Annotated in this window: 21 protein-coding genes and 1 pseudogene; 15 read left to right on the top strand and 7 right to left on the bottom strand. The window is 70.3% G+C overall.

The window, feature by feature from the left end; translation table 11 throughout:
- Nucleotides 1-48: 48 nt before the first annotated feature.
- On the bottom strand, nucleotides 49-1,374 hold the full coding sequence (locus ACIHCX_RS33720; RefSeq protein WP_400036374.1) for a histidine kinase dimerization/phospho-acceptor domain-containing protein: 1,326 nt from the start codon (nucleotides 1,372-1,374) through the stop codon (nucleotides 49-51).
- A gap of 154 nt (nucleotides 1,375-1,528) precedes the next feature.
- Between ACIHCX_RS33720 and ACIHCX_RS33715 the strand changes: the two genes are divergently transcribed.
- Genes ACIHCX_RS33715 through ACIHCX_RS33695 form a run of 5 tightly spaced genes read left to right on the top strand, consistent with a single transcriptional unit; the run spans nucleotide 1,529 to nucleotide 7,045 of the window.
- Nucleotides 1,529-2,185, top strand: a complete 657-nt coding sequence (locus ACIHCX_RS33715) for a hypothetical protein (RefSeq protein WP_400036372.1) — start codon at nucleotides 1,529-1,531, stop codon at nucleotides 2,183-2,185.
- A gap of 5 nt (nucleotides 2,186-2,190) precedes the next feature.
- A complete protein-coding gene (locus tag ACIHCX_RS33710; protein ID WP_400036370.1) occupies nucleotides 2,191-2,931 on the top strand; it encodes an ABC transporter ATP-binding protein in 741 nt (246 codons plus the stop codon).
- Entirely contained in the window at nucleotides 2,918-3,628 is a 711-nt protein-coding gene (locus ACIHCX_RS33705; protein ID WP_400036367.1) for an ABC transporter ATP-binding protein, read from the top strand. The genes ACIHCX_RS33710 and ACIHCX_RS33705 overlap by 14 nt, the downstream gene beginning before the upstream one ends.
- Entirely contained in the window at nucleotides 3,625-6,270 is a 2,646-nt protein-coding gene (locus ACIHCX_RS33700) for an FtsX-like permease family protein (RefSeq protein ID WP_400036365.1), read from the top strand. The genes ACIHCX_RS33705 and ACIHCX_RS33700 overlap by 4 nt, the downstream gene beginning before the upstream one ends.
- Nucleotides 6,271-6,307: 37 nt before the next feature.
- Nucleotides 6,308-7,045, top strand: coding sequence for a response regulator transcription factor (locus tag ACIHCX_RS33695; RefSeq protein WP_400036363.1), 738 nt, complete (start codon nucleotides 6,308-6,310; stop codon nucleotides 7,043-7,045).
- A gap of 556 nt (nucleotides 7,046-7,601) precedes the next feature.
- Here the strand turns inward: ACIHCX_RS33695 and ACIHCX_RS33690 are convergent.
- Complete coding sequence (locus ACIHCX_RS33690; protein ID WP_237693468.1) at nucleotides 7,602-7,886, bottom strand: N-acetyltransferase; 285 nt, start codon at nucleotides 7,884-7,886, stop codon at nucleotides 7,602-7,604.
- Between the two features lie 847 nt (nucleotides 7,887-8,733).
- On the opposite strand from ACIHCX_RS33690, the gene ACIHCX_RS33685 reads away from it, so the two are divergent.
- From ACIHCX_RS33685 to ACIHCX_RS33670, 4 genes are all read left to right on the top strand, one after another.
- Nucleotides 8,734-9,048, top strand: coding sequence for a hypothetical protein (locus ACIHCX_RS33685; RefSeq protein ID WP_400036360.1), 315 nt, complete (start codon nucleotides 8,734-8,736; stop codon nucleotides 9,046-9,048).
- Between the two features lie 39 nt (nucleotides 9,049-9,087).
- Complete coding sequence (locus ACIHCX_RS33680; protein WP_400036358.1) at nucleotides 9,088-9,264, top strand: hypothetical protein; 177 nt, start codon at nucleotides 9,088-9,090, stop codon at nucleotides 9,262-9,264.
- Nucleotides 9,265-9,415: 151 nt separating this feature from the next.
- On the top strand, nucleotides 9,416-10,153 hold the full coding sequence (locus tag ACIHCX_RS33675; protein ID WP_400036356.1) for a maleylpyruvate isomerase family mycothiol-dependent enzyme: 738 nt from the start codon (nucleotides 9,416-9,418) through the stop codon (nucleotides 10,151-10,153).
- Nucleotides 10,154-10,396: 243 nt separating this feature from the next.
- Complete coding sequence (locus ACIHCX_RS33670; RefSeq protein WP_400036354.1) at nucleotides 10,397-10,549, top strand: DUF6207 family protein; 153 nt, start codon at nucleotides 10,397-10,399, stop codon at nucleotides 10,547-10,549.
- Between the two features lie 61 nt (nucleotides 10,550-10,610).
- On the opposite strand, the gene ACIHCX_RS33665 is transcribed toward ACIHCX_RS33670, so the two are convergent.
- Nucleotides 10,611-10,877 carry a helix-turn-helix domain-containing protein gene (locus tag ACIHCX_RS33665; protein ID WP_400036352.1) on the bottom strand — a complete coding sequence of 89 codons (267 nt, stop codon included), beginning with the start codon at nucleotides 10,875-10,877 and terminating at the stop codon, nucleotides 10,611-10,613.
- Between the two features lie 132 nt (nucleotides 10,878-11,009).
- On the opposite strand from ACIHCX_RS33665, the pseudogene ACIHCX_RS33660 reads away from it, so the two are divergent.
- Together ACIHCX_RS33660 and ACIHCX_RS33655 are read left to right on the top strand one after the other, a co-directional pair.
- Nucleotides 11,010-11,282: pseudogene (locus ACIHCX_RS33660) on the top strand (Mu transposase domain-containing protein); the annotation flags it as partial.
- A gap of 514 nt (nucleotides 11,283-11,796) precedes the next feature.
- The gene (locus ACIHCX_RS33655) at nucleotides 11,797-13,080 is read left to right on the top strand and encodes a PP2C family protein-serine/threonine phosphatase (protein ID WP_400036350.1); all 1,284 of its coding nucleotides are present in this window, start codon (nucleotides 11,797-11,799) and stop codon (nucleotides 13,078-13,080) included.
- Between the two features lie 842 nt (nucleotides 13,081-13,922).
- On the opposite strand, the gene ACIHCX_RS33650 is transcribed toward ACIHCX_RS33655, so the two are convergent.
- The 4 genes from ACIHCX_RS33650 to ACIHCX_RS33635 are packed head-to-tail and all read right to left on the bottom strand — an operon-like array spanning nucleotide 13,923 to nucleotide 15,975.
- On the bottom strand, nucleotides 13,923-14,195 hold the full coding sequence (locus ACIHCX_RS33650; RefSeq protein WP_400036348.1) for a hypothetical protein: 273 nt from the start codon (nucleotides 14,193-14,195) through the stop codon (nucleotides 13,923-13,925).
- 21 nt (nucleotides 14,196-14,216) lie between these two features.
- On the bottom strand, nucleotides 14,217-14,669 hold the full coding sequence (locus tag ACIHCX_RS33645) for a hypothetical protein (protein ID WP_400036346.1): 453 nt from the start codon (nucleotides 14,667-14,669) through the stop codon (nucleotides 14,217-14,219).
- A complete protein-coding gene (locus ACIHCX_RS33640) occupies nucleotides 14,666-15,682 on the bottom strand; it encodes a metallophosphoesterase family protein (protein WP_400036344.1) in 1,017 nt (338 codons plus the stop codon). The genes ACIHCX_RS33645 and ACIHCX_RS33640 overlap by 4 nt, the downstream gene beginning before the upstream one ends.
- Nucleotides 15,679-15,975: a plastocyanin/azurin family copper-binding protein gene (locus tag ACIHCX_RS33635; RefSeq protein ID WP_400036342.1), complete on the bottom strand. Its 297-nt coding sequence runs from the start codon at nucleotides 15,973-15,975 to the stop codon at nucleotides 15,679-15,681. Before ACIHCX_RS33635 ends, ACIHCX_RS33640 begins: the two co-directional genes overlap by 4 nt.
- Before the next feature lie 584 nt (nucleotides 15,976-16,559).
- On the opposite strand from ACIHCX_RS33635, the gene ACIHCX_RS33630 reads away from it, so the two are divergent.
- From ACIHCX_RS33630 to ACIHCX_RS33615, 4 genes are all read left to right on the top strand, one after another.
- Nucleotides 16,560-17,180, top strand: a complete 621-nt coding sequence (locus tag ACIHCX_RS33630) for a sigma-70 family RNA polymerase sigma factor (protein ID WP_400036340.1) — start codon at nucleotides 16,560-16,562, stop codon at nucleotides 17,178-17,180.
- 25 nt (nucleotides 17,181-17,205) lie between these two features.
- A complete protein-coding gene (locus ACIHCX_RS33625; RefSeq protein WP_400036338.1) occupies nucleotides 17,206-17,994 on the top strand; it encodes an anti-sigma factor family protein in 789 nt (262 codons plus the stop codon).
- 455 nt (nucleotides 17,995-18,449) lie between these two features.
- A complete protein-coding gene (locus tag ACIHCX_RS33620) occupies nucleotides 18,450-18,878 on the top strand; it encodes an ATP-binding protein (protein WP_400036336.1) in 429 nt (142 codons plus the stop codon).
- 285 nt (nucleotides 18,879-19,163) lie between these two features.
- Nucleotides 19,164-19,580: a hypothetical protein gene (locus ACIHCX_RS33615; RefSeq protein WP_400036334.1), complete on the top strand. Its 417-nt coding sequence runs from the start codon at nucleotides 19,164-19,166 to the stop codon at nucleotides 19,578-19,580.
- Nucleotides 19,581-19,837 lie beyond the last annotated feature (257 nt).

Genomic DNA, 19,837 nt, shown 5'->3' with positions numbered 1-19,837 from the left:
GCTGCTGCAGAAGACGACCGCGAACCGGGTCGTGAGGACGCCGTGTCCTCAGAGCTCGCCCTGCCCGGCGTCGTCCCGAGCGCCGCTCCTGTCCGGGCGTACGGGCAGCAGCAGCGTGAACGTGGTGGGCACTCCGTGTGTGAGGGAGAGACGCCCACCGAGGAAGACGGCGAGGTCGCGGGCGAAGGCGAGGCCGATGCCAGCGCCGGGTCCGCCGCCGGAGTAACCGCGTTCGAACAACCGAACTCCGTCGCCGTCCACGGCGCCCTCGTCGGCAACGTCGAAGGCGAGGGCGTCGTCGAGGTCCCGGACGGCGACGCGCACGGTGCCGCGTCCATGGGCGCGGGCATTGTCCAGCAGCACTCCCAGGATCTCGGTGACCGGACCGCCCGGGATGTGTACGTCGTCCGGCACATCCTGGACGGCAAACTCCAGCCGTCTGCCGTCTTTCGCGAGGAGGGCGTGCCACCGTTTCTCGGCCCGTGCCAGCAACTCCCCCACCGGCCGGTCCAGCGCGGTGCGCCGAGGCAGACCGGCGGAGCTCGAGAGCCTGAGCACCTCCTCCACGGTCTCGTGCAGGCGGCGGGTGGCGGCCAGGGCCTCCTCAAGCGCGGGCCGTGCGTCGTTCTGGGCCAGTCCGGCTTCCAGGGTGAGCTGGAGCCCGGTGAGCGGGGTGCGCAGCTGGTGGGAGGCGTTGGCAGTGAAGTCCCGTTCATGGCGTAGAAGTTCGGACAGGCTGTGCAACATGTCGTTGTGGGTCCGGGCGACCTGGTCGATCTCGATGATGGTGCTGGGCGCGGCCCGCGCAGTGAGATCGCCCTCGGCCACCGCCCGGCAGTGGCGCGAGAGGTCCTCCAGCGGTACGGCGAGCGCGCGAGCCTGCCAGCGGGCGACCAGGACAGCGACGGTGAGCGCGACCACGGCCACGCCCACCAGGGCGGCCCAGCCAGCGAACACACGGCCCCTCACGTCCGCAAGGGGGGAGGAGGCACGGACCACGCCAATCACCTGTTCGGCATGGGCGACGGGCACGGCGGCGACCAGCTCACCGCCCGACGAGGACCGGGTCACCTTGCCAGCCAGGGCCCGGCCGACCGCGTCGCCGCCGCTCCGGGGCCCGATGCCGGCGCGCAGCCGCAGCCGCGGGTCGTACAGGCCCAGGCGCTGTCCGGACACGGCCGCCGGCAGCTCCGCCGGGTCCCCCTGGAGGTAGTCCGGGTTCACCCGGACGGCGGCTGCCAGGGCCGCCCGTTCCAGCGCGTCCCGCTGGTCGGCGTACAGGGAGGACCTGATGGCGAGGGCCAGGGGGACAGCGAGGAGGACGAGGGCGACCAGAACGGCGGTAAGGGCCACCCGCACCACACGCTGTCTCATGCCTTCATGATGCGGGTCGTCCACCAGGTCGTACGAAACCCGGCCCACGGTTTTACCGTCGTCTAACCGTCGGCGCGCGAGCCGTTAACTGGGCCGCTTCTAGCGTCTGGGACGTGACCGTCCGGTCCCAGGCGCCTTCTGGAGGGCAGTGGCCATGACACGTGTACGGACGTCCGCCATCGTAGGGCTGGTGCTCTGCGCGGCGTTGACTGCCGGGTGTTCCGGATCCGGATCGGGGTCCGGGTCTGGCTCCGATACGACGTCGGACAATTCGGCGTCGGCCCCAGACAAGTCGTCGTCCGGTTCGGCGCCGAACGCCGCGGCGCCCACCGAGTCCAATCCGCCCGGCGACATCCCCGACAACCAGGCGTTCGTCGCCTACCGGCCGTCCGGCGGCTTCACCGGTTTCACGGTGAAGGTGCCCGAGGGCTGGGCCCGGACGACGAACGGCGCGACGACCGTGTTCACGGACAAGCTGAACCGCATCCAGATCTCCGCCGCAACCGCCACAGCAGTGCCCACCGTCGGTTCGGTCACCAACACGGTCGTCCCCCAACTGCACGGTCAGGTATCGAAGTTCGCGAACCCGAAGGCGAGCGTGGTGCAGCGCAGGGCGGGCACCGCCGTACTGCTGACCTACCAGGGCGACTCCGCCGCGGACCCGGTCACCGGCAAGGTCGTGCGGGACGCATTCGAGCGGTACGCCTTCTACCGGCAGGGCCACGAGGTGGACCTCACCCTGTCCGGTCCGGTGAACGCCGACAACGTGGACCCGTGGCGCATCGTCAGCGACTCCTTCGGCTGGCGGTGAGCGCAATGCCCGTACGGTCGTACAACGAAGCCCTCACGGCCCGCGAGCTGTACCGCTTCTTCCGGGCCGGCGAGGAGGAGACGCTCGCACTGCGTGGTGTGTCGCTGCGGGTGGCGCGCGGCGAGACGGTCGCCGTGGTCGGTCCGTCCGGGGCCGGCAAATCCACGCTGCTGTCCTGTCTGGCCGGGCTCGACGAGCCGTCGGGCGGCGAGGTGCATGTGGACGGCGTCCGCATCAGCCACCGGTCCGAGACCGAGCGCGCCCGGCTGCGGGCCCGGCACATCGGCGTCCTGCTGCAGACCCGCAATCTGCTGCCCCATCTCAGCGTGCGCGACAACGTGCGGCTCGCGCAGGGCGCCGTCCGCGGCCGACCCGCCGCCTCCGCGGAGGCGCTACTGGACCGGGTGGGGCTGGCGGAACGCCGTCACGCGCTGCCCCGGCAGCTGTCCGGCGGGGAGCTGGCCCGCGCCGGGCTGGCCGTCGCGCTGGCCAACGCGCCCGCGGTGCTGCTCGCAGACGAGCCGACCGGCGAACTAGACGGCGGCACCGAGCGGCTGGTCCTGCAGATGCTGCGGGACCGTGCAAAGGACGGCTGCGCGGTGCTGATCGTCACGCACAGCGCGGAGGCGGTACGGATCGCCGACCGGGTGATCAGGCTCGACGACGGTCGCGCGACAGAGGACGCCGAGACGGGTGCCCAAAGCTCCGGCCCGGCCGCTGCGGAGGTGCACCATGTCTCCGGCTGACATGCTGATCGAGTGTCAGGACGCTGCCCTGACCTTCGGCCGCGGCCCGAACGCGGTGGTCGCCGTGCATGGCGCCGGGCTGCGGATCCGCGCCGGGGACCGGCTCGCGATCGTGGGGCGCTCGGGGTCGGGCAAGTCGTCGCTGCTGCATCTGCTGGCCGGACTCGAACAGCCCACGAGCGGCACCGTGACCTGGCCCGGCCTGACCGGACTGCGCGACATCGGCCTGGTCTTCCAGGGCGACAGCCTCATTCCGGCGCTCGACGTCGTCGAGAACACCGCGCTGCCGCTGGTGCTCACCGGGATGCCCGACGACCGGGCACGCGAGGCCGCCCTGGCCGCGCTCGCCCTGGTCGACGCGGCCGACCTGGCCGACCGGCTGCCGGAGGAGATCTCCGGCGGCCAGGCCCAACGCGTCGCCGCCGCCCGGGTGCTGGCCCAGGCCCCGCGGGTGATCCTGGCCGACGAGCCCACCGGCCGCCTCGACCACGCCACCGGCAGCCGGGTCCTGGACGCACTGCTGACCGCGGCCGACGAGACAGGCGCGGCATTGGTCGTCACCACCCACGACCCCGCGGTCGCCGCCCGCCTCACCGCACGCCGCACCATGCGCGACGGGCGGCTGACGTCCGCGGACGACGCGGATACCGACCGCGCGGATGCGGACACCGCCCACAGCCTTGGAGAGCCCTCGTGATCAGCGCATGGGCGAGCGGTCTCGCCCGCCACCGCACCGGCCGACTAATCGCCGCCATGACCGGGATCGCGCTCGCCGTCGCACTCGTCGCCGCGCTCGGATCCTTCCTGACCGCATCCAAGGCGACCATGACCCAGCGCGCGGGGCGCTCGGTCGCCGTGGACTGGCAGGTCGAGGTGCAGCCCGGCGCCGACCCGAACGCGGCCCTGTCACTGATACGCAAGACACCGGGCGTACGCTCCGCCGTCCCGGTCAGCCTCGCGCACAGCAGCGGCTTCACGGCCACCGTGCAGGGAAGCACCCAGACCACGGGCCCCGGCATGCTCCTCGGCCTCCCCGACAACTACCGCACCCTCTTTCCCGGCGAGATCCGCTCCCTGACCGGCCGCCCCACCGGCGTGCTCCTGGCCCAGCAGACCGCCTCGAACCTGCACGCGGCCCCCGGCTCCACCGTCAGCATCAAGCTCCCCGGGACCACGGGCGCACGCCAGGTCCGAGTGGACGGGGTCATCGACCTCCCACAGGCCGACTCCCTGTTCCAGAAGGTTGGCGCGCCCACCCAGTCCCAGCCCGTCGCACCGCCCGACAACGTGCTGCTCGTGCCCGCCACGCAGTTCGCCTCCCTGACCCGCGGTGCCACGGCCGTCACCACTCAGATCCACATCGCCCGCCACGCGGAACTGCCCCACGATCCAGCCGCCGCGTTCACCTCGGTGACCCGCGCAGCCCACAACCTGGAAGCCAAGGGCGCGGGTTCGGTGCTCGTGGGCGACAATCTGGGGGCCGCGCTCGACTCGGCCCGCCAGGACGCCCTGTACGCACAGATCCTCTTCCTCTTCCTCGGCGTGCCCGGCGCGGTGCTCGCCGCCTCGCTGACCGCCGCGGTCGCGGGCGCGGGCGGTGAACGGCGCCGCCAGGAACAGGCGTTGCTGCGGCTGCGCGGCCTCGCCCCCCGGCGGATCGTGTCCCTGGCGGGCCTGGAGGCGGGGCTCGTCGGCGTCGTCGGCGGACTCGCCGGCCTCGGCATCGCCGCCCTGACCGGCCAGCTTGTCTTCGGTACGGCCTCGTTCGGCGCGAGCGCCGGCACATGGATCGTCTGGTACGTCATCGCGTTCGTCCTCGGCGCCATGGTCGCCGCCGGCGCGGTGCTCGTCCCGGCCCTGCGCGATCTGCGGACGGTGACGGTCGCCGACACCCGCAGGACCGCACGCCGCACCGGATCCCCCCGGTGGATGCGGATCGGCCTGGACTTCATACTGCTGATCGGCTCGTGGCTGGTCTTCCGTGCCTCGTCCGGCAACCAGTACGCGCTCGTCCTCGCCCCCGAGGGCGTGCCGAGTATCTCCGTGTCGTACTGGGCGTTCCTGGGTCCGGCGCTGCTGTGGATCGGGGCCGCTCTGCTGCTGTGGAGGGTCACGCTCCTGGCGCTGACCCGCGGCCGCCCGGTGCTGGCCCGGCTCGCGCGTCCGCTGACGTCGACGCTGGCCGGGACGACGGCGACCGTCCTCGCCCGCCGCCGCCGTCCGCTGGCCCGCTCGATGGTGCTGCTGGCGCTCGCGGTGTCGTTCGCTGTGTCCACGTCGGTCTTCAACTCCACATACCAGCAGCAGGCGGAGGTGGACGCCCGCCTGACCAACGGCGCCGACGTCACGGTCACCGAGCCGCCCGGCGCGCAGACCCCGCCGAGTGCGGCCGGTGCGCTGAAGGTCTCCGGCGTCCGCCATGTCGAGCCGCTCCAGCACCGGTTCGCCTACGTCGGCTCCGATCTCCAGGACCTGTACGGCGTCCGCCCGGACTCGATCACCTCGGCGACCTCGCTGCAGGACGCGTACTTCTCGGGAGGCACCGCGCGACAGCTCATGCGACGGCTCGCCCAGCGTCCCGACAACCTGCTGGTCAGCGCGGAAACGGTAAGTGACTTCCAGCTCTCGCCCGGCGACACTGTCAATCTGCGCATCCAGGACGCGAAGACCAAGGCGCTGCGCACGGTGCCGTTCCACTACGCCGGAATCGTCAAGGAATTCCCGACCGCGCCGAAGGACAGCTTCTTCGTCGCCAACGCCTCCTACATCGCAAAGGCGACCGGCAGTGACGCGGTCGGCGCCTTCCTGGTCGACACCGGCGGCACAAACCAGAAGGCCGTGGCCGCGCGGCTGCGGGGGCAACTGGGCACGAGTACCACCATCACCGACCTCACCCAGACCCGGGGCACCGTCGGCACCAGCCTGACCTCGGTCGACCTGGCCGGCCTGACCCGGATCGAGCTGGCCTTCGCGGTCCTGCTCGCCGCCGGAGCCGGCGGCCTGGTCCTCGCATTGGGGCTCGCCGAGCGCCGCCGCACCTTCGCGATCACCACCGTGCTGGGCGCCACACGCCGCCATCTGCGCGGCATGGTCCTCACCGAGGCGATCGTGCTCACGGTCGGCGGCCTGGCTGACGGCGTGCTGATTGGCTGGGCACTGTCCGAGATGCTGGTCAAGGTCCTTACCGGCGTCTTCGACCCGCCCCCGGACGCGCTCGCCGTCCCCGGCAGCTATCTGACCCTCACCGCGGCCGCCGCCATGGCCGCCGTACTCGCCGCCGCCCTCAACGGCGTACGCCGGGCCCGGCGCCCCGCCGTCGAGGAACTGCGTGACCTGTGAACACACCGAACGACCCCTGGCCCGTACGCTGCCCAGCATGCGCACACCCCCAGCAGCAGACCGGGGCCGTTTCGGCGTCCTCATCGTGGAGGACGACAACACCATCGGACGCCACCTCGAAACCGGCCTGCGCAGCAACGACTACGCACCCGCCTGGAGCCGCACCGGCGCGGGCGCGCTCACACAGGCATCCCAGGGGTCCTACGACGTGCTGCTCCTGGACCTCGGCCTGCCCGACATGGACGGCCTCGACGTCGCCCGCACCCTGCGCGCCCGCTTCCCCGACCTGCTGATCATCATCCTCACCGCCCGCACCGACGACATCGACGTCATCGCCGGCCTGGACGCCGGAGCCGACGACTACCTCGTCAAACCCTTCAGCCTGACCGTCCTCCTCGCCCGGCTCCGCGCCCACCTGCGCCGCCGGACCACCGCCTCCCCGCCACCCGAACCGGTCACGCTCGGCCACCTCGTCCTCGACGAGACGGCCCGGCGCTGCACCCTCCACGGCGCCGACATCCCCCTGCGCCCCAAGGAATTCGAACTCCTCGCCCTGCTCGGCCGGCACGCAGGCGAGGCCGTCTCCCGAGAAACACTCATGGCAAAGGTCTGGGACGAAAACTGGTTCGGCTCCACCAAGACCCTCGACGTCACCATGGCCGGCCTGCGCCGCCGCCTCACCGCCGCAGCGAAGTCGTCCCTGCGCCCCGCACGCCTGCCGCAGATAACCACCCTGCGGGGCCACGGCTACCGGCTGGAACAGGAGCCCGGGTAGCCCGCGTTTGGCAGCACGGCCCTCTTCTTCCTCCGCTACGACAGCAGCTCCGGCTCGAGTGCCAACTCGCGCACATCCGGCACATCGCCGTACGCCTACTCGCGGCTTGGGCGCGAGTTGGGCGAGAGCGGCCCGCACCATCAGCCAATCAGCCCGGTATCACTGTCCAGCACCTGCCCTGGGCATCAAGCGGCCGTCGGGCCGGAGTGTGCGGGACCCCGGGGCCGGGATGGTCCCGGGGTCTCGTGCGTGAGGCCGCTGTAACACGGTGGTGCAACAGCGGTCCCGGACGGGCATCAAGGCCCGTCACCGCAGGTCAGATTTGCAACGCGGCTCGGGTGTGCAACAAGTGCCCGGGGGCCGGCTGCCGGCGGCGCGGGATGGTCATCCGGGCCTCCGCAAGGACGATGCCGGTCGCCGGGTCACCGTGCACGGGGACGTACAGGCCCCAGTCGGCGTCAGTACCTGTTTCTGAACCTGATGTTTGTGTAGGGCGGTTACCAACAACCGTTGGTGAGGTGACCGCCCTGGACGCGGGTCGGGGGCAGGCTTCAGGTCAAGGGACGAGGACCGTGAGAGAAGTACTGGTGAGCTGGAATCCGAGCTTCTCGTAAAGGTGACGGGCGGGGTTGGCGTCACTCACCACCAGCCCGATCTCCGTGAGGCCGCTGGCTGCGGCGTCTGCCAGCATCCGGCGAAGGAGCGCAGCGCCAAGGCCGACATAGCACGGGCCCGGTTGGCGGAAGACCGTTGCGATCCATGGGAGGCCATCACGGTTCGTGACGATGACTCCGGCGATCACGCGGTCTGTCTCATCAACCGCCAGTGTGCTGCAGGGCATGACCGCGCCAAGCACTTGGCCGGCCAGTAGCGGGGTCAGCTGTGCGTTAAGGGCTTACTCATCGCTTCCGTGGTAGTGATCCGGGTGTTCGGGAGAGAAGGCAGCGCGCCACGCTGGAAACAGGTGGTGGGCCTGACGGGCGCAGGGAGCGAAGTGGAGGCCGTCAGGAAGGCTGACGTTCGACCACTCGGGTGGGGGAGTGTCTGAGGTCAGGTCGCGGTGCATGCTGTGGGCGTGTCGCATGACGCTTGCGCCGTGCCGGATCAGCTGGTCGCCAAGTTCTACGGATCCTGAGACCGCCCATCCGGACATCCTGGTGAGGATGGATGGCACGGGATCGGGACCCACTACCTCCGCCAGGTCTGCCCAGGGATAGCCGTCGCGAGTGCCTTGGATGTAGGTCAGCACTGGCAGCCCATCGGTGCCGGTGAGGGTCTGGCGTTGTTCATCGTGAAGCGTCACTTATGAGTGCCTATCGATAGCAAAATCGTTTCAGTCGGCTCATGCTCCGGCGTCCAACGAGGTTGTGCAAGGGAATATGACTGAGCCTCCGCCAACTTGAAGAGGCAGGTCAAAGGGCTGGTGTGACCGGTTCTCGGGTCGCTCACGCTGGTCGCGGGCGGCAGTCCGCAGAGTAGATCGTCTAGCGGAGCGGTCGGTTCGCCAGTTCCTGCTCACTGTGGCCGGGCCGCCTTCTACGATCCGGTGCATGGATCCCGAGCTGCTGGAGCGGATCACCGCGCGGCGCGCGGAACTGGACGAACTCGAGGAACAGCTGGCCAGGTAGCTGGCGGAAATACGGGCGGAGCGGGACGAACTCGCCGTCGCCGAACGTGTCCTTGAGCGGGTGAGCGAGCAGATCGCCGACGAGCGTGCCTCGGCCGCGCCAGCGCCCGGGCAGGTGGGTGGACGGGCGGTGATACTGATCCCGCACCGCGCGCCGGACGTGGAGGAGACCATGCTTCCGCCGGACTACCAGCGCATCCTTGCCGTCGTACGGCAGGCGGCCGGGCCGGTCATGGCCCGGCAGGTCGGCGAGAGGCTGGGGGTGGACGTCAGCGTGCGGGCCAAGCTGGAGCCGTTGCGCGGGAAGCTGATCAGGCTGGTTGACCGCGGCTGGCTGCGCAAACTGCCCGATGGGCGGTTCACCACCCGCCTGTGAACTGCCTTACCTCCAACTGGGTCGGATCACCTGAAGTCGTTGATCATCGGCACCGCACAGGAGCTGTGGGAAGACAAGGACTCGCTGGGCAAGTTCCTCAACGTCGTCCGGCGCAGCGAGGGGTTCGTCCAGCTCGCCGACACGCTTGAGCGGTCGGAGGTCCGGCCCGCGAAGCCCGCGTTCTACGGCGTGAAGAGCACCGAGTTCGACAGCTGAGAGCTATCAGTAGTCGACGAGGACGACACCACGCCAAGCGGCAGTTCGCTGCTGGATGAGATCGTTCGGGAAGGCGCACGGCGGATGCTGGCCGCCGCGCTGGAGGCCGCTTCGAACGCGGTCAGCTCGTCGAACGAGTCCAGGAGGCAGCATGACAGCTGATGACCACACGGGCTTCGACCCCGCGGCCACCCTCGATCAGATCAATGCCGCGACCGAGCAACTCATTGAGACGGCGGCCCGGTTCACTGACGCCGACGTGCGTGCGCCTTCCCTGTTGCCGGCCTGGTCACGCGGGCACGTGCTGACCCACCTGGCCCGTAATGCCGACGGCGGCCGGAACCTGCTGATCTGGGCCCGGACCGGAGTGGAGACGCCGGAGTATCCGAGTCTGGCCGCCCGTGACGAGCAGATCGAGGCAGGGGCGGGCCGTAGTAGCGCCGAACTCGTGGCCGACCTGCGCAGTGCCGCCGCCCGGTTCGCCACGGAGTACCGCAAGATGCCGCCCGAGGCGTGGAACCAGACGGTTCGCTGGACTCGCGGCCAGGAGCGAGCCGCCGTGCGTGCCGCCGACTCCCGGTTGTGCGAGGTACTGATTCATCACGTCGACCTGAACGCCGACTACACGCCTGCCCAGTGGCCAACCGACTTCGTCCGGGACATGCTCGGCAGGGTAGCGGCGTCCTTCAGCGCTCGCGACGACGCTCCTTCGATACGGCTGCACACCACCGACACCGAGATCAGCTACGACATCGGCACCGCACGACCAGCACCGATCATCCACGGCCCACAGACCTCACTCCTGGCCTGGTTGATGGGACGCGCCCAAGGCGCCGACCTTGTCGTCAACGGAGCTTCGGAGCTACCCAGGCCACCGTTCCTTTACTGATCGACAGCCTCGGGCCACCGAGCACCTCGATCAACTCATCCACAGCTCTTGGCTTTGCTTATCCGCGGACCTGGCCCGGTTTCGAGGACCCAGGCTCCATGGAGGAGGCCCGGGAGGCAGTTCCCTCCTTCCGACCAACTTTCGAGTCGACCTCGCCGCGAGGATCGTCACGCACGCGTACTGGAGCAGCCTCGCCCCGGTCGATGTCCTCACGGCCCGTGGCGCGCTCAAGCACCAGCGCATGTGGCCGTGCCGGGCCTGGCCGTGGTGGAGGTCGCGGCCGCAGATGATGAGACCGCCTTCGGGACCGTCGACGAGCAGCGCCAGGGGAATTCCGGGGCGCCGCACCGTCGGCCGCAGACGGGGCCGCAGAGCCCTTCAGTTACAGGTAGGTGAGATCTTCGGACCGCTGGGGCTGCGCTCGGTCACCTGACGTCGCCCGCGACCTCGACGGGTGTCAGTCGGCGGACTCCCGCAGGCCGTCGCCTTCGGGAACCACCAGGCGGAACCCGACGTCCCGTACGGGCTCGATCATGACCGCGCCCGCCAGCTTGTGGCGCAGCCGCGCCGCGCACACGTCCAGCTCCGTCGCCGGGCCGTACCAGTCCGTGCGCCAGACCTCCTTCAGGAGCCCGCGGCGGGTCTTCACCGTCCCGGGTGCCTCGGCCAGGCAGGCGAGGAAGTCGTACTCCTTGAGCGAGAGCGCGACCTCCTCGCCGTCCACATGGACACGCGCGGTCGCGCGGTCGACCGCGCGAGCACCTCGCTCAGCTCAATCGGCTTCCACCCGTAGTCGTCGGCGCCCAGTTGGTGGGCGAGCTGCTGGACCGCGTGGTCGCCGCGCGCGCACAGCACGATGACCGGTGCCTCGCCGCGCCCCACCAGCTCCCTGAGCAGGGTCAAGCCGTCGCCGTCCGCTGACCAGTTGGCGCCGCTGCCGTTCGAGGAGTTGGAGTGCGGCATCATGCTGACGCCCGAGGTCGACCGCATTAGCCGGATCACCGTGAGGCAGTGCCACTACTCGGTGCCGGCCCGATTCATCGGCCAGAACGTTCGGGTGCTGCTGCGGGGCAACGAACTCCTCGTCTTCGAACGGTGGGAGATCGTCGCCCGCCATCCAAGACTGACCCACCGGGGCGACTTCCGTGACGAACTCGACCACTACGTGGAGGTGGCCAAGCCCGGAGCCATGGCTGGCTCCCCGCGCTGGTCACCGCCCGGCAGAGCGGTTCGTTCACCGAGGTCCACGAAGCCTTCAGGGCCGCCGGCGGAACCAGCCGCGGCCCCTGCCCGGCTCGGGATCGTCCTCCGGTTCCGGCGGCGCGGCGGCCTGGAGGCGGAAGAGGGTGTCGCCGTCGGAATTGTCGAGCGCAGCAGTCAGTGTCGCGTCCCAGGCGCCGCCGCACCGCCGCACCTGGGGACCAGCGGCCGAGCCACGGCGGCAACCCAGGTCTCCCCGGCTGCCGAGCGCGGTCAGATCGTAACGCGCCGGTCACGCGGCTCAGTTCCGGGGGCTGCGCAGGCCGATCAACCGTTGACCTGCTGGGGCTGCCCTGCGGCAGTGGCGGGTGTAGGACGGAAGTATGCCCTTGGAACCACGGCTTCCCGATGGGCATCGCTCATGGAAGGCCAGAGATGCCTTGTTGGCCCTTCCGCTCGGGCTGATCGCAACCGTCATGCTGGTCGACGCGCTGAGCCCGAGCGATGTCGTGCTGCCGCTGGACCCGCTGCTGATCGCGGCGCCCGCGCTCACCGCGTCCTTCGCCAGCAGTCTCGTCACGGGAATCATCGGTGCCATCGACGTGGCGGGAATGGTCGAAACGGGCCTGCTACACCACCTTCTGGGTTCGATGCTCTTCGATGCGGAGGTCATCGCCCTGGTAGCGGTCGCGGTGATCGTCACCGTGTGCCGGCGTCTGCGTGAGCGGCATTGGCGTGTACTGGCGCAGGTGCGGACGGTGTCGGAGGCCACGCAGCGGGTGGTGCTGCGGCCGTTACCGCGGCGGATCGGTCCGCTGCGGGTCGCCTCGGTGTATCTGGCGGCACAGGAGCAGGCCCTGATCGGCGGCGACTTGTACGCGGCCGTCCGCACCTCCACCAGCACTCGGCTGATCATCGGGGATGTGATGGGCAAGGGCCTGACCGCGATCGGTGACGCTGCGCTGCTGCTCGGTGCTTTCCGGGAGGCCGCGCACCGTCAGGCCGCCCTGCCCGACCTCATGGCCTACCTGGAGCACAGCGTCTGCTGGAACCTGGCCGAACCCACCGAATCGGACCAGGCTGCGGAGTGCTTCATCACCGCCGCTGTCATCGACATCCCCGACGTGACGCCGCAGTTGCACATGGTCACCTGCGGACATCCGCCTCCCTTGCTGTTGCACGAGCGGCAGGTCAGCGCGCTGCGCGCCACCCGTCCCGCGCCGCCTCTGGGCCTGGGCGAGCTCACCGCCCCCGACTACCACGTCGATACCTTCACACTCGAACCTGGTGACCTGCTGCTGCTGCACACGGACGGCGTCATCGAGGCCCGCGACCCGCGCGGTGTCTTCTACCCGCTGGCCGAGCGGGCCGGCTCCCGGGTGCACGACAGCCCCCAGTCACTGATCCACCACCTGCGCACCGACCTGCTCGCCCACGTCGGCGGACACCTGGCCGACGACGCCGCCATGGTTGCCCTCCAACGCACCGCCGGCCCTGCATCGACATGCTCCCGTGACAGCCGGGCTCCACCTCGGACCGGCGCCGAGCCGGGGCTCCTGAAAGAGATCCGCCCGCTGTGCAACATGCCGTTCCAGCCGGTGCACGGCCGAAGCCGCCGCTCCGCCCAGTCCGACGTCATTCAGCGGGTGTGGCTCCGGAAGCACCGCTGCCGCGTCTGTGAGGCTTCCCGGCCCCAGGAGTGGAACGAGGTGAGGCAGCCGCACTGACGGCGGCACGGCGCCGAGGCCTCCGCCGACGCGTATGGACGTGTCCTCCTGGTAGTAGTTCCGGGCCCACTGTGGAGGCGCTGGACGCCGACACCGTCCCGGGCCGCGATGCCCTCCCCGCCGATCTCCGGCGGCGCGGCGGCGGACCGGATCGCCGATGCGCTCGGCACCCCGAACGTGATCGGTGAGCGCACGTGACGGCCTTCGTGGTGCGCCGGTTCGTCGACCGCGGCCTCCTGGTCGACCTGAGCGCGAACCCGGACGGGACGCTGCACCACCCCGCCAGGTCGCGGGGGTCTGCCGCCGTGAGGACCTGGCGGACCTGGTCGCCGCCGACATCCCGCTCGGACCCGAGCGGGCCGTCACCCGGCTCCGAGTGCGCCGTGCCGACTTCGACCGCATGGTCCGGCTCGGATGGGTCCGCTCCCCACAGTCGATCGAGGTCTGCTTCGGCACCAGCCGGGCCGGGGCCGTCGACGTCACGCTCTGCACCACGGCCTCCGTCGACGCGGTCGTCTCCCGTCCCGATGGGTTATCCGCAGGCCCCAACGTGGTCGGCGGTTCCTCCGTGACAGTCGATCATCCGCCGGCGATCCCCACCGAGACCGGCGCGAGCGCGCCAACCAACCCTGCCCGTGCCAGCCGTCTCCAGCCCGTTCCCTGGCCAGTGGTGCTGCCGGTCAGGGGTCCTTGGCGAACAGCCGACGTCAGCCGTCGGACTCCGGCGACGGGTTGTGGGCGCCCGACACGTCCTCCGACGCGAAGATCTTGCCCTCACCAGGGGACGGCTTCTTCCGTGACCCTGCCCGACTGCACACGGCCGGGCGACAGCACAGTTCCGGTCAGTTCCGCCGGTGGTGGAGCAGGGCGGCCCGTAGGTCGTGCTCGGTGATGTGGTCGGCGGGGCGGTGGAGTGTCCAGCGGTGGGCCTCGCCGTCCATGGGGAGCACGGTGACGACGGTTTCCAGTGGTGGGTGGCCGGGCTCGGTGTACGTGAATTGGCGGATGACGACGGCGGTGTCGTCGTCAAGGCCGAGTACGGCGCGCACGGTGTCCCTCAGTGTGCGCAGGCGTGGGCTCAGACCGGCGGTTGCTGGTCGCGGTTGCGGTGGCATGGGGGAGATCTCCTTGGTTCGTCACTTTGGTGGTGTGCGGGTGGTGGCCTGGTCCCGGACAGGTGCCTTGAGGGGAGGCCGGGCAGCGCGGTGTTGCCCGGTCACGATTGCCTGCCGGATGGCGAGGAGCAGCAGCGTGGCGGTTTCGGCCAGGATGCTGAGCAGGGCCTGCGGGGCGGGCTGCAGGCCGTGTTCGGTGAATCCGAAGACGCCCACGGTGCGGGAGGCGGCGAAGCCGCCGAGGGCGCCCAGTGCCACTCCCGCGGCGGCGAGCCTGAGCAGCGGTGGCATCCCGATCAGCAGCAGCGCGGCGACCGCGAAGGAGACGCTCGCCTGGAGCAGGAACAGGGGGCCCACGATATGGATGAAGCGGTACTCGTCGATGTAGAGGCGGGCGTGGATGTATCCGCTCCCGGCGAGCGTGGCGGCGATCGCGACTCGCAGGGCCGGGGCGAGGAGTCTTCCGAGGGTCATGTCAGCCTCTCGTCCTTGATCGCCAGGTTTCGGTCGCCCTGCCGGTAGCCCACGGTGCGGATGCCGAGTGCGGCCTTGAGCTGCCGGGCGGGTACGACCTGGGGAGTCGGGGCGGGGGCCCGGCCGGGCTTGGGCAGCGGATAGGCCGTGGTGGTGGCGGAGTGGAAGGTGATGTTGCCGTCCGTCTTGGTGAACAGTTGGTGGACATGCCCGTTGAGACAGGTCACGGAGGAGAAGCGGCGCAGGAGCGCGATGACGCGCAAGGCGTCGTCCGTGCTCCAGCCCCACTGCGGGTACATGGCGAACAGGGGGATGTGGCTGAAGACCACGATGGGTGTGTCCGGCGGCAGTCCCGTGAGGTCCCTGCGGACGAAGTCGATCTGCTCGTTGCCGAGATGGCCGAGCTTCTCCAGGCTCAGGGTGTTGACCAGGGCGATGAAGTGCACGCCGTGGGTGTCGAAGCTGTACCAGCCGTCGCCGAGCGTGCCGTTGCCGAAGGTCTGCCGGTAGGCGCGTCCCGCGTCGCCTATGGAGTCGTGCTCGCCGGGCACGGTGAAGACGCGGTCGGTCCGCATCCCCGTCATCATCTGCCTGACCTGGTCGAACTGCGAGGACGTGGACAGGTGGGTCAGATCGCCGCTGTGCATAACGAAGTCGGGCCGGAAACCCAGTGAGTTGACCTGGCGGATCGCTTCGGAGAAGGAGCCGGCCACGTCCATGTTCGCCGGACCCTGAAAGCCGATGTGGCTGTCGGAGACCTGCACGAACCGCAGTGCGCCGCTCGTCGTCGTGCCGGCTCCCGCGGCCGCGGTTCCGGCGGTGGTCCCGGCGATGCCGCGGCTGTCGGCGATGTGGCTGATCACTTCTCCGCCGGCCACGGTCAGCACCACGGCCCCGCCGAACCACCCCGCGTGCCGGAGGAGTTGGCGCCGGGACATGCCGTGTTCGTCGGGTACGGGCGGTTCGTTGCCACCGATCGGTGATCCCTGGTGAGGGTCGTGGTACTCGGTCATCGGGTCACCTCCACGGTGGCGGTCATGAACGGATGGATGGTGCAGAGGTAGTGGTAGGTGCCGGGCTGTGTGAACCGGTGGCTGTACGTGGCGTGAGTGGCCAGGGCGGCCGAATGCAGCGGGCCGCCCGATCCGGCGCTGGTGACGGTGTGGGCGTCGGTGTCCTGGTTGGTCCAGGTCACCGTGGTGCCCGCTTTGACCTTCAGCGTGGCCGGGGCGAACGCGAAGTTCTTGATCGCCACGGCGTTCCCGGCCACCGGCGCGGTCGGCTTACTGGTGCTCGGAGGGCTCATGGGCATGGTCATGCTGGGCATGGGTGAGGCGCCGGGAGCGGAGCCCGCCGCGTGTCCCGGTCCGGAGGCGCCGGGCATGCCGGCCGTCTGGTGCTGACCCTGTCCCGGTGTAATGGCACCGGCATGGGGGGACGAGGAGTGCGACGACTGGCCGCATGCGCTCAGGAGCCCCAGTGCGCCGACGGCGGCGACGGTGGCGACGGCAAGCCCAGCCGCAGCGCGTGATCGCCGGCCTGGTGTACGAAGGTGTGGGTACATGCTGTTCGTTCCTCACGATCAGGTTGAGATGGGCAGTGCGCCGGCCGAGTGCGCAGACGAAGCGAAGTCGCAGGCGGCTTACGGCAGTTGCCCGTCTGCGGGCCGAGAATGGCTTGGGCGTGGGCGAGAGATGCCGCGTATGTCGGCTCTTGTCTGACTCCACGGGTGGCGAGGGTCGTACGGTTCGGCCGATTCGCACCTTTTCATGACACTTTCTTCAGGCCGCCGCAGATCGGCCAGCCCTCCGGTGTCCCGCGCGCAACCCTGGCGGTGCTCACAGAAAGTGACCATTTCGGTGCGGAGCATCACAAGACAAGCCAGTAAATATGCGCAATGATCGCCTTATGCCCTGGAGTTCCCGAAAACGTGACCCACGGACCGATCCGGATCGCTCCGCGGACCGTGTCTCTGGTAAAGGGACGCTTTCGGACACGGACGAGGAACTGCTGCGCACCCTGTACGCCGAGCACGCGGGCCCCCTGCTCCACTACGTGCTTCGACTGACCTCAGGAGACCGGCAATGGGCGGAGGATGTCGTGCAGGAGACGTTGCTGCGAGCGTGGCAGCATCCCGCCGCCTTCGACCCCGCACGAGGCCCGGCCCGGGCATGGCTGTGCACGGTCGCTCGGCACCTGGTCATCGACGCCCACCGGGCCCGGCAGGCCAGGCCTGCCGAGGCCGGCGGCGAGGCACTGGAGCGGGCCGCCGAGCAGACACCGGGAGAGGACGAGATTGAGCAGGCACTGCAGAGCTGTGCAGTTGCCGACGCCTTCCGGACGCTGTCCCCGGACCACCGCGCGGTCCTGCTGGAGACCTACTACCGGGGCCGGACCATGGCGGAGGCCGCCGATGTGCTGGGCATCCCGCTGGGCACCGTGAAGTCACGGACGTACTACGCCCTGCACGCCCTCAGGCTGGCGCTGCTGGAGCGGGGCATCGAGTCATGACCATGCGATGCAGGAGGTGGCGACCATGAGTGCCGAGCACGACGCCCTCCGGCTGGCGCTGGGAGGATACATCCTGGGCGCGCTGCCCCCGACGGAGATGGAACAGGTGCGTGACCACCTCGCAGGATGCGCCGAGTGTCAGGCGGAACACACGCAGCTGGCGCGACTGCCCGCACTGCTGGCGACGGTGACCGCGGCCGAAGCCGCAGGCCAGACGGTGTCGGCTGCCGACGGGGACCTGGCCGATCGGCTGGTGGCGCGGGCAACCGAGAGCACGCAGGGCTCTCCGCCCGCGCGGCCCGCCGCGGCTGGGGCGCCGCATGCACGCGAGGCGGGGGTACTGGAGAGGCTGCTGCAGCAGGCCGTGGCCCGGCGCCGCAAGACGTGGCGGCTGCAACTGGCGGGCGCCGCCGCCTCCCTGATGCTCCTCGCGGGTGCGGTCGGCGGCACCTGGCTGGCGACCACCGGGGCCGTGGTCAGTGAGGCGACGCCGCCCGGACCGACCGCCCCGGCTCCGTCGCGCACCTTCTCCGGAAGCGATCCCACCACCAACGTCTCCGCCTCGGTGAAGGTCTCGCCCTCTGCCTGGGGCAGCGTCCTGCAGGTCTCCGCCAAGGGGGCGCCCGCCGGGATCACCTGCCGGCTGCAGGCGGTCGGACCCGGCGGGGCCAGGGCGGACGGCGCCACCTGGCGGGCGGGCGAGTACCCTCCCGGCACGACGATCCCAGGGGCGGTTGCCATGTCTCCGGGTGCCATCGAGCATTTCGAGATCGTCGCCGGCAACGGTCAGAAGCTGGTCACCATGCGGGCGTGAGATCGGCAGGGGTCCGCCCGACCCCGCGTCGGGCGGACTCCTGGCACACCGGACCACGGTCGTTTACAAGACTCCGGCCCGCTCCCCTCCTGCGCTTTCCGAACCAGTGGGGCCGGTCGCCCTCGCCGCCGATTCCCGCGAAGAAGGCCGGCCCCTGGCCGACTTGACGCGTGAGTGCCCAGCCCGGGGCGTGCAAGTCCCCCGATCACCGGCCACCCGACGACCGGTGTCCTCGGCTGCCCTGACCGAGGCGAACGAGTCGGCCTTCCACCGACCTTGACCTGACCCACAGAAAGTGGAGCAAAAGGTGTGAATTGCTCGAACCGTTCGGCATGCGCCGTCCGTGGAACTGAATGAACACTCCGATGCAGGATCCGGCATACCGACCCCTCTTCGAATGCCTTGGCAGTCTCCACGTTCCGGTCTCCGCACATCCACAGAAGAGTCAGAAGACCATGTTCGTAACCGATTCCCCCCGCCCGAGCCCACCGCTCTCCCGGCGTTGCCGCCACGAGGCACTGCTCACCCTGCCCGCGCAGGAGGCACACGTCTCCGCCGCTCGTCACCTCGCGGCCGATCTGCTGGAGACCTGGTGTGTTCCCAAGAGCGAGCGCGAGTCCGCCGTTCTCATCGTCGACGAACTCGCAGCCAACGCCGCCCAGTACGGCCGCGAGCACATGACCCTGCGGCTCGTCCTCGACCACGGCACCCTGAACATCGTGGTCAGTGACTCCGGAACGGCCGTGGAGCGCCATCGCCCCGACATCGCCCCGGACGAGCACGGCCGCGGCACCGGCATCGTCCAGCACCTCGCACAGTCGACCGAGGTCCACCAGACACGCAGCGGCCGCGAAGTCCGCGCCTGCCTGAGGTGCTCGCCATGACCCGGCCGGACGTTCGGCACGAGGAGCTGCGACCCCCTGCCGGTGCCGGCACTGCAGCACAGCGACGAGTCACCAGGGGCGGCAGCGCCGGGTCACCCGACGCCCCCACCGAGTGGCCTTCGCCACCCACAGGCCGTGCCCCATCGACGGCTGCCCGGGCCCGGCCCAGGTTCCCATGCAGTCCGCAGCACACCCATCGACCCTCGATCACGGCGACCCCGACCACGACACGGTGCTGTGTCAACGCTGCGGCGCCGGCCCCTACGAACCGGCGGAGGTGTGAGCGTGAACGCCACCCCGAACAGCGGCGAGGGCATCAACGCCCCGCCCCCGCACGAGGCGTACGCGAATGCGCCAAACCTGCGCCGCGAGATGCACCGAGTGCTCGCTCTCGGGGCCGAACGCGACGGCCGCGAGGCCAGGCCCGTCACCGGCCCCCCGGTCGACGCGACGGCCGCCGAACGCGCCTGGCGGCTACGCCGGGCGGTCCTCATGGACCGGATGGCCCTGGATAACCCCGGCCCCGGCCCGGTCGCAGCCGCCGCAGAAACCGCCGAGCAACTCCTCCTGCACGACCGCCGCCATCCCAACCTGGTGGCCGGCCCGCTCCACCCCGACGCGATCACGCTCGCCCCCAGCCGCCGCCTCTACGTCCGCCAGGAGTACGCCGCCTGGACGGCCGCCGGGCGCCCTGCAACCTGAACCGCCCCCGACCTGACAGGAAGACGGACACATGACCCGCAAGGACAACACCCGGCACGCCCCCGCAGCAGCCGGCCAACTCCACTCGCCTCACCTTCCACGCCCGACAGCCACGCGTGAGCATCGCGCCAGTCTGCAACAGGAACGGTCACTCCGGGGAAAGCCGATGAACGCACCGTGGTCGAACGCGAAGACCCATCGGCTGTTCCAGGTACCCGAACGTGGTTGCTCCCAGGGGCAGCGACTGAGCCTCCATC

It is taken from the genome of Streptomyces sp. NPDC052043, assembly GCF_044548235.1.
Lineage (GTDB): Bacteria > Actinomycetota > Actinomycetes > Streptomycetales > Streptomycetaceae > Streptomyces.
Note: the sequence above shows the minus strand (reverse complement) of the source record. Positions and strands in the feature narration are given on the sequence as shown.